This window comes from Nitrospinota bacterium, from assembly GCA_035528715.1.
Classification (GTDB): Bacteria; JADFOP01; JADFOP01; order DATKYB01; family DATKYB01; genus DATKYB01.
On the sequence record DATKYB010000064.1, the window covers coordinates 1 to 9,057 of the forward strand.

General features: G+C 36.2%; 7 protein-coding genes. 6 read left to right on the forward strand and 1 reads right to left on the reverse strand.

Going from position 1 to position 9,057, the window contains the following annotated elements; genetic code table 11:
- The coding region (locus tag VMW81_05000; GenBank protein HUU50295.1) for a magnesium transporter at window positions 1-382 on the reverse strand (382 nt) is incomplete at its 3' end.
- Between the two features lie 266 nt (window positions 383-648).
- Here VMW81_05000 and VMW81_05005 point away from each other — a divergent pair.
- From VMW81_05005 to dnaK, 6 genes are all read left to right on the forward strand, one after another.
- Window positions 649-1,173 (forward strand): hypothetical protein, encoded by a 525-nt coding sequence (locus tag VMW81_05005; GenBank protein HUU50296.1) that lies wholly within the window; start codon window positions 649-651, stop codon window positions 1,171-1,173.
- Between the two features lie 121 nt (window positions 1,174-1,294).
- Window positions 1,295-2,611, forward strand: a complete 1,317-nt coding sequence (locus VMW81_05010) for an HD domain-containing phosphohydrolase (GenBank protein ID HUU50297.1) — start codon at window positions 1,295-1,297, stop codon at window positions 2,609-2,611.
- 164 nt (window positions 2,612-2,775) lie between these two features.
- Window positions 2,776-5,373, forward strand: coding sequence for an ATP-dependent chaperone ClpB (gene clpB, locus VMW81_05015; protein HUU50298.1), 2,598 nt, complete (start codon window positions 2,776-2,778; stop codon window positions 5,371-5,373).
- Window positions 5,374-5,500: 127 nt separating this feature from the next.
- The gene (locus tag VMW81_05020) at window positions 5,501-5,953 is read left to right on the forward strand and encodes an Hsp20/alpha crystallin family protein (protein ID HUU50299.1); all 453 of its coding nucleotides are present in this window, start codon (window positions 5,501-5,503) and stop codon (window positions 5,951-5,953) included.
- Window positions 5,954-6,105: 152 nt separating this feature from the next.
- The gene (locus VMW81_05025) at window positions 6,106-7,506 is read left to right on the forward strand and encodes a bifunctional oligoribonuclease/PAP phosphatase NrnA (protein HUU50300.1); all 1,401 of its coding nucleotides are present in this window, start codon (window positions 6,106-6,108) and stop codon (window positions 7,504-7,506) included.
- Between the two features lie 111 nt (window positions 7,507-7,617).
- Window positions 7,618-9,057 (forward strand): molecular chaperone DnaK (dnaK, locus tag VMW81_05030; GenBank protein ID HUU50301.1); only part of this gene is annotated, 1,440 nt, incomplete at its 3' end.

Consider the following 9,057-nt stretch of genomic DNA (forward strand, 5'->3'; position numbering starts at 1 on the left):
GCTCCTCTATTTCTCTAGAATCTTTATCTTTCATTATATCAAGAATCTTTTCGGCCTGTTCTTCAGGAAGATGGTCAATAATATCTTTTGAATCATCATAGGACATCTCTTGAAAAATATCGGCAACATTTTTAGGCTCCATCTCCCCAATTAATTCCTCTATTACTCCCCGATCTATTTCACATAAGACCTCGGCAGCTAGCTTTTTATCCTGAATAAGATCAAAGATGTAATTCCTCTCTTCCTTTTCAAAATGATTTAATATACTCGCTATATCTGCCGGGTGGAGCTTGATGATTATATTTCTGATGTTGCCCTTTGCATCCCTTCTAAGGAGCCTGGCCAGTGTTTCTAAAAGCATCTTTATCTTTTGTTCTGGCATAAGATATCCTTTTAAAAATATTCTATTTATTATCCAAGAAATCTATTTATTGTCAATAGATTAATCGGAAATTTTAAATTCAATTATATATTTTTAAGACCAAAAAAGAGAGAAAACGGACTAAAATAGACCACTAAATTATTATTTAAAATCAAGGGGTTAAATATTTTTTCAACAAATCTATAAAAAAGGGTAATCTATAAAACGATTATGCCGATGATTAGGTTTGCAAAGACAATGTTAACCTTTAAAGAGAATAATAATTTATGATGTTAAAGAAATATTTTAGGTTATATCTAAAGGGAATATTCATTCTGCTTATTACTACATTATTGGCTGCTAACTCATCGTACAGTAAAATTTCAGACTCATATCAAATTCCAGAAGTATACTTATCATTCTTACTCAGTGGGAAATACAAAATAGCATTTAATTATCTAAGTAATGAAGAAGGATTTGATAAACTTACCTTTAAAAAATATATCTCAATTATCGAAGAAACCTTTAAATTAGACTCGCTGTATTACAAGGGAAAAGGATATCATTTTATAAAAAGAAGCTTTGAAAATGAGAGTTTCAAAATCATCTCTCATAAATCTATAGATGGCACAGAAGTATATCAAGTATCATATAATTTTGAAGACACGTTACAAGACATCAATCAAAAAGACCTCATTTCTGTAATAACATGGAATATCACCAGTACTTTCTTTATAGATAATTTAAAGATTAAACATATCACTCAGGATAAAAAAAGAAACGTTCGATTAAGAAAGCTTCAATATATTTAAGGTTTCTAACTTAAGAAAAGAATGAAAAAATCTATTTCTGAAAAGGCTGATTCATTTTTTTTATTTTTTTTAATAGAATCAAAAATGATTAACCAAGCTATTATTAGGTATTAAAATATTAATGAAGAGAGTTATCTTAACAACAATCATGATATCGATTTCCTTTTTCAGCAAAAGCTTTCAGTCCATGAAAGATTGCATAACCAATTTTATCTCCGTTCCCTTAAAATCATTAGAACGAGGAGAGGCTTCTACAAAAAATGTCAATGAATTAAATGAATTAATAAAATCCTTTAATAAGATAACCACACGATTGGAAGAAGAAATAAAAGAGCTTGAGTTTTCCAACAACCATATGAAAAGAGTATTGTCAGAAATAGCCATGACAATGAATTTTCCTCAAGACACAGACAATATGCTTGATACAATTCTCAATATTGCGGTCAAGGCCTTAGATGCCAAGAAAGGACTCCTTATCATAAAAAACAAAAATCACTCAGGATTGGTTATAAAATCAGCGATAGGCTATGACAAGGGTTTGATTGGAAAAACAAAAATAAGATTCGGAGAAGGAATTGTAGGATGGGTTGTTGAAAATGGTAAACCTGTTATCCTTCCAGAAGGAGACAAGGATAATCGATTTGAGAAAATATCTCATTTAGAATTGGAAAATCAATCAATCCTCTGCGTTCCTCTTATTCATTCGAGAAAAATCATGGGAGGTATCAGTATCAGTAACAAGATTTGCGGAAAGAAATTTTCTGATGAAGATATTATTATCCTTAACAACTTAGCCGTTCAAACTGCTGTTGCCTTAGAAAATGCCATGTTGAGAGAAAAAATTGAAAGTACCTATTTTGAAACTATTTCAGCTCTTGCCCTTGCTGTTGAATCCAAAGATAAATATACAAGGGGTCATTCCATCAGGGTTGGTAGAATAGCCAAAACGATTGCAGAAAAAATGGATGTTGCTAAAAAGGAAATTGAAGATATAGAACATGCCGCTACTTTGCATGATATCGGTAAGATAGGAATAGTGGATAATATTCTTCTCAATAAAGGGAAATTAACTCCTCTAGAATTTGATGTAATAAAAAGACATCCAGAGATAGGAGAAAATATTATAAAACCCGTAGCTTCTTTAAGTCAGATATGTCCTATTGTGCGCCATCATCACGAAAGGGTTGATGGAAATGGATACCCTGATCATTTAAGCGAAAAAGAAATTCCCAGGGCATCAAGGATCCTCATTGTAGCTGATGCCTTTGATGCCATGACAAGCGATCGGCCCTACAGAAAGGCAATGGGTTTTGAAGAAGCGATTAAGGAATTAGATAGAAATGCTGGATATCAATTTGACAGGGATGTGGTTAATAATTTTATAGAATGTTTTGAAAAAGAAAATTTTCTTGTAGAAAGAGTTCATCAATATCACTGAAAATTTTATCTCTCAAATCCTCTAATTCTTCCATAATTTTTTAGCACTCTCTTAAAATCTAAAAAATCAGACTCAAAAAATTTGCAAAATTGAGAATTAGATATTATATTAGATTCGTCTTTTTAGTAGCCACGGATTGTTAAATAAGAGGAGAGTGAAGTCTTATGAGATTTGATAAATTTACTTTAAAAGCCCAAGAGGCTGTTCAAAATGCCCAATCGATTACTGAAAAATATGAACATCAGGCATTCGACGTAGAGCACCTTTTGATTGCTCTTCTTGAACAACCAGACGGAATTGTCACACCTATCCTTCAAAAATTGGGTGTGAATCAAAGAACCCTGTTAGAACAACTAAGAGCACATCTAGAAAAACTTCCTAAAGTATATGGAAGCGGAACAGGACAGATCTATATATCACCCCAACTGAAACAGGTATTTGATTCTGCTTTAAAAGAGGCAGAAAGGCTTAAGGATGAGTTTGTAAGTACGGAACATCTCCTTATAGCTACTGTCGATAATAAACAAACACCGTCCTCAAAAATCTTAAACCAGCAAGGAGTGACAAAGGATAACATCTTTAAGATACTCGTAGATATCAGAGGCTCCCAGAGAATAACTGATCAAACCCCAGAGGAAAAGTATCAGGCATTGACCAGATACAGTAAAGACTTAACCGAGCTAGCTCGTAAGGATAAACTCGATCCGGTGATCGGCAGGGATGATGAAATAAGAAGGGTCATTCAGGTTCTTTCGCGGAGAACAAAAAATAATCCTGTGCTTATCGGAGACCCTGGTGTCGGCAAGACTGCCATTGCAGAGGGTCTTGCCCAGAGGATCGTTCATGGAGATATTCCAGAACCTCTAAAAGAAAAACGACTGGTAGCATTGGACCTGGGATCCTTAGTTGCTGGTACAAAATTCAGGGGTGAATTCGAAGATAGGCTAAAGGCTTTATTGAAAGAGATAGAAAAGGCAGAGGGAGAGATTATTCTTTTTATCGATGAACTCCATACCCTTGTGGGTGCAGGCTCAGCTGAGGGCGCCATTGATGCATCTAATATGCTCAAACCTGCCTTGGCCAGAGGAGAGCTCAGATGTATTGGAGCTACAACACTCGATGAGTATAGAAAGCATATTGAAAAGGATGCTGCCCTAGAGAGACGCTTCCAGCCTGTAATGATTCACGAACCCAATGTAGAAGATACCATTGCCATACTCAGGGGACTGAAGGAAAAATATGAACTCCACCATGGAGTTAGAATCAAGGACTCTGCGATCATTTCTGCTGCGGTCTTATCAAACAGATATATTTCTGATAGATTCCTTCCTGATAAGGCTATAGACCTTATTGATGAAGCAGCCTCAAGGTTGAGGATCGAGATTGATAGCCTGCCCACGGAAATTGATGAGATTGAAAGAAAGATTAAACAGCTTGAGATTGAAAAAGCAGCATTAAAAAAAGAAAAGGATAAGAAGTCCAAGGAACAGCTCGAGAAATTAGAAAAAGAGTTGAAGAGCTTGAAAGAACGAAGTGAGGAGATGAAAGTTCACTGGAAAAAAGAGAAAGAGGCCATACAAACAATCCATTCCTGCAAAGAGAAGATTGAGCAGGCAAAAACAGAAGAACAGAGAGCTGAAAGAGAAGGAAATCTTGAGAGGGCTGCAGAGCTTCGATACAGCATATTAACAGATCTAGAGAAGAAATTAGAGGCTGAAAATAAAAGATTGGAAGAGCTTCAAAAGGATCAAAGAATGCTTAAAGAGGAGGTTGATGAAGAGGATGTGGCTGAAGTCACCTCAAAATGGACAGGAATTCCTATATCAAAGATGCTCGAGGGAGAAAAAGAAAAATTGATTAAGATGGAAGAAAGATTAAAAAACAGGGTTGTTGGACAAAACGAGGCTTTGAGATCTGTATCTAACGCAGTAAGAAGGGCGAGGGCAGGCCTTCAAGATCCAAACAGACCTATTGGTTCCTTTATCTTTATGGGTCCTACAGGTGTAGGAAAGACTGAATTGGCAAGGGCACTGGCTGAATTTATGTTTGATGATGAAGGAGCTATGATAAGGATTGATATGTCTGAATTCATGGAAAAACATACTGTAGCCAGACTTATCGGAGCCCCTCCTGGGTATGTAGGTTACGAAGAAGGGGGTTACTTAACTGAGGCGGTTAGAAGAAGGCCTTATTCTGTTATTCTCTTTGATGAGATTGAAAAAGCACATTCAGATGTATTCAATATCCTTTTACAAATACTTGATGATGGGAGACTTACTGATGGCCAAGGGCACACAGTCAATTTTAAAAATACAGTGATTATTATGACTTCAAATGTAGGAAGTCAATGGATCCAAGATCTTGGGGAAAAAGACCATCAAGAGATCCAAAACAGGGTTTTAGAAGCCCTAAAGGCAAAGTTTAAACCAGAATTTCTAAACAGAATTGATGATATCATTATCTTCCACAGCCTCACCATGGAAGGTATTAAACAGATTGTAGAGATACAACTCAGAAATCTCAAAAAGATGCTTTTGGAGAAAAAGATAGAGATATCACTCACTGATAAGGCAAAAGAGTTCTTAGCAAAACAGGGATATGACCCTGTTTATGGTGCAAGACCGCTAAAAAGAGTCATCCAAAGAAATATACAAAATCCATTGGCATTAAAGATACTGGAAGGTGAATTTGAAGAGGGAAATAAGGTATTGATTGATGCTGATGGAAGTTCCATGACCTTTAAAAAGTCTAAAAAACAATAACTTAGTTCTAATTCCCCGAATTTTTAAAATATCTAAAATTTTTTTTAAATATTACTTGATAATATTGTACTAATATATTATATTGATGATAAACTAAATATAATTCTTATTTAAAGGGGGTTGATCAATGATGTTATTAACAAAGTGGGAACCTTTTAAAGACCTAACAAGTCTCCAGGGAAGGATTAATAGACTCTTTGATGATAGCCTGATCCGCTCTAGGTTTTTTGATGATGATACGCTATCCGGGATCTGGGCTCCTGTAGTTGACGTATATGAAACTGAAAATGAGATTGTTATCAAGGCAGAAATCCCTGGTGTTTCTAAGAAAGATGTCAATGTTGAGCTAAAGGACAATATTCTGACGCTGAGTGGAGAGAGAAAAAGGGAAAAAGACATTAAAGAGGAAAACTATCACGGGAAAGAGAGATACTATGGTGCCTTCAGGAGAAGTTTTGGCCTACCTGCTCATGTTGAACACGAAAAGGTAAAGGCAAGATTTAAAGATGGTATCCTGGAGATTACCTTGCCGAAAGTTGAAGCAGCTAAACCCAAAAAGATTGAAATCGGGATAGACTAAAAAAAGAGGGAGAGAAACTCTCCCTCTTTTTTATTAAAATCAGAACTTTTCCACAATTTATTTCATTTATATACTTGACTCCAAATTATTAATAGATTATATTGTTAATTTATTTTAAATTTTTGGAGCTAGACAATCCCAGAATCATATCAATGAAAAGTCTTGTCATCTGTAACGATTCTTCTCTTTTAAATATAATTAACCTTAAGTCATTTTATTTTAAGGGGTCGCTTTTCCTCGTCCCAGATAGAAATCTAAAAGATAGACTATCTCAAAAAGGGTTAAAAGCTTTAACAGGAGATCTAACTAAAAACTATATATACAAAAAAGCTAAGCTAAAAGATTTTGATATCATTTTTATCCTGCTTGAGGATAGTATCTTAATAAGTGATATTTCAAAAACGATATATAAAATAGAAGAAAACATTCCTGTTGTTGCTCTTCTTAACAGGGAATTTAATCCTTCAATCATTAAAAATTATCCCAAAATTCAGTTTATTCCCCTATTGAGCATGTTCAATGGTCTTTTTCTTGATAAAATTAAAGAGATAGTCATAAAAAAACGTGTGGAACGGCTCAAATCTGTCTTTAATGAAAATGACAAGGTACTTATCGTAACACAACACGACCCAGATCCAGATGCCATTGCCAGTGCCCTGGCTTTAAGAACTCTCTTAGGAAGGAATAAGGCCACGGCTCCGATAGGTTCATTTGGAAAAGTAACAAGACCAGAAAATCTTGCCATGTTGAAACTCCTGGAAATAGAGGTTGAACAAATTGATGATAAGGTCATTAAAGAATATACAAAGATAGCTATGGTTGACGTTCAACCCCCCTATTTTGGAGATCAACTTTTAAATGTTGATGTAGTAATTGACCACCATCCAAGGCAGAAGAACTATAAAGCCATCTTTAGAGAAATCAAATCAAATTACGGTGCTACTTCTACGATTCTTTCAGAATATCTTTTCGCCTCAGGGATAAAAATCCCTCAAAGGCTTGCAACTGCGCTTCTTTACGGGATAAAAAGTGACACCTTTTTTCTTGATAGGGAGGTGAGCCATGCAGATATTAAGGCATTTTCTTATCTGTATCCCTTGGCCAATAACAATCTCTTAAGACGGATAGAGAGGCCAGAACTACCTGTAGATGCATTAAAATCCTTTGGCAAGGCACTACAAAAGAAAACAATTGTTAATGGGATATTATTCTCTCATCTCGGTGTAGTTGAAAGAGAAGATGTCATCCCTTTTTTATCAGATTTTTGTCTTCAAGTCGAGGGTATTGAATGGTCAGTAGTCTCAGGAATCTCTGATAAAAAAATCGTTATCTGCATAAGAAACTCGGGGTTTACAAAAAGTGCAGGTGAAGTAGTAAAAGAGGCCTTTGGAGAATTAGGAAGCGCTGGTGGTCATCGGTCCATGGCAAAGGCTGTAATACCTATAAAGGTATTTGAAGAGAAATTTGGCAAAAGCAACGATTTTGATATAAGAAAACACATAAGAAAATACTTTGTAAAGGCAGTTAAGGATAAAGCACAAAAATTCAACTAATTAAAAAGTTATTTATTTTTTTTAAAAAAAAGTTGACATTAATGCACTCAAGTATTATAATATATCTTAACTCATATATGGTTTTTACCTAATACTAAGGAGGATATTTTTATGGGAAAAATAATTGGTATTGATCTCGGTACAACTAATTCAGTAGTAGCGGTAATGGAAGGCGGACAGCCTAAGATAATTATCAATGAAGAAGGAAGCAGGCTCACCCCCTCAGTCGTTGCGTTTACAAAAGACGGTGAAATACTTGTAGGGCAGGCAGCTAAAAGACAGTCAATAACAAATCCAGAAAACACTGTCTATTCAATAAAAAGATTTATGGGCAGAAAATATGATGAGGTATCAGAAGAGATGAAGATGGTTCCCTATAAGGTTATAAAGGCACCAAATGGAGATGCAAGGGTTAGTATCAAGGGAAAAGAATATTCTCCCCCAGAGATTTCTGCAATGATTCTCCAGAAATTGAAAAAATCTGCTGAGGATTATTTAGGGGAGAAGGTTACAGAAGCTGTTATTACCGCTCCAGCCTATTTTAATGATAGCCAGAGACAAGCAACAAAAGATGCAGGAAAGATAGCTGGGCTGGGGGTAAAAAGAATTATTAACGAGCCAACGGCGTCTGCCCTCGCCTATGGTCTGGATAAAAAGAAAGACGAAAAAATCGCTGTATATGACTTTGGAGGGGGTACCTTTGATATCTCTATCCTAGAAGTTGGTGACAATGTTGTAGAGGTTAAAGCTACTAATGGAGATACCCATCTTGGAGGAGATAACTTTGACCAAAGGGTAATCGATTGGATGGTAGTTGAGTTTAAAAAGGACCAAGGGATTGATCTCAGTAAAGACCTGATGGCTCTCCAGAGATTAAAGGAGGCTGCGGAAAAGGCAAAAATAGAACTCTCATCCACCATGGAAACAGATATCAATCTTCCTTTTATAACAGCGGATTCCTCTGGTCCAAAACACCTTAACATGAAGCTCACAAGGGCAAAATTTGAACAGATGGTGAATGACCTTATTGAGAAGAGCCACGAGCCTTGTAATATTGCATTAAAGGACTCTGGTCTTAGTGGAAAGGACGTTGATGAGGTGGTTCTGGTCGGCGGTTCTACCCGGGTCCCGAAGGTTCAACAACTGCTAAAAGATATGTTTGGCAAAGAACCTCATAAAGGAGTCAATCCTGATGAGGTAGTAGCCCTGGGTGCTGCTGTTCAGGCAGGTGTTTTAGGGGGAGAGGTAAAGGATGTTCTTTTATTAGATATTACTCCTCTTTCTCTCGGCATTGAAACCCTAGGTGGAGTCATGACAAGGTTGATAGAAAGAAACACTACAATTCCGACGAAAAAGAGCGAGATATTTTCTACAGCTGCGGATAACCAGACAAGCGTGGAAATCCATGTCCTTCAAGGAGAAAGAGAAATGGCAGGTGACAGCAGGACATTAGGTAGATTTCACCTTGTAGGAATCCCCTCTGCCCCAAGAGGAGTTCCCCAGATTGAGGTAACCTTTGACATCGATGCTAATGGTATCGTTAATGTCTCT

What these genes read in the sequence shown, in the direction of transcription:
- VMW81_05005 (HUU50296.1), top strand. Translation starts at nt 649, where the DNA reads ATGATGTTAAAGAAATATTTTAGGTTATATCTAAAGGGAATATTCATT.
- VMW81_05025 (HUU50300.1), top strand. Translation starts at nt 6,106, where the DNA reads ATGAAAAGTCTTGTCATCTGTAACGATTCTTCTCTTTTAAATATAATT.
- VMW81_05010 (HUU50297.1), top strand. Translation starts at nt 1,295, where the DNA reads ATGAAGAGAGTTATCTTAACAACAATCATGATATCGATTTCCTTTTTC.
- VMW81_05020 (HUU50299.1), top strand. Translation starts at nt 5,501, where the DNA reads ATGATGTTATTAACAAAGTGGGAACCTTTTAAAGACCTAACAAGTCTC.
- clpB (HUU50298.1), top strand. Translation starts at nt 2,776, where the DNA reads ATGAGATTTGATAAATTTACTTTAAAAGCCCAAGAGGCTGTTCAAAAT.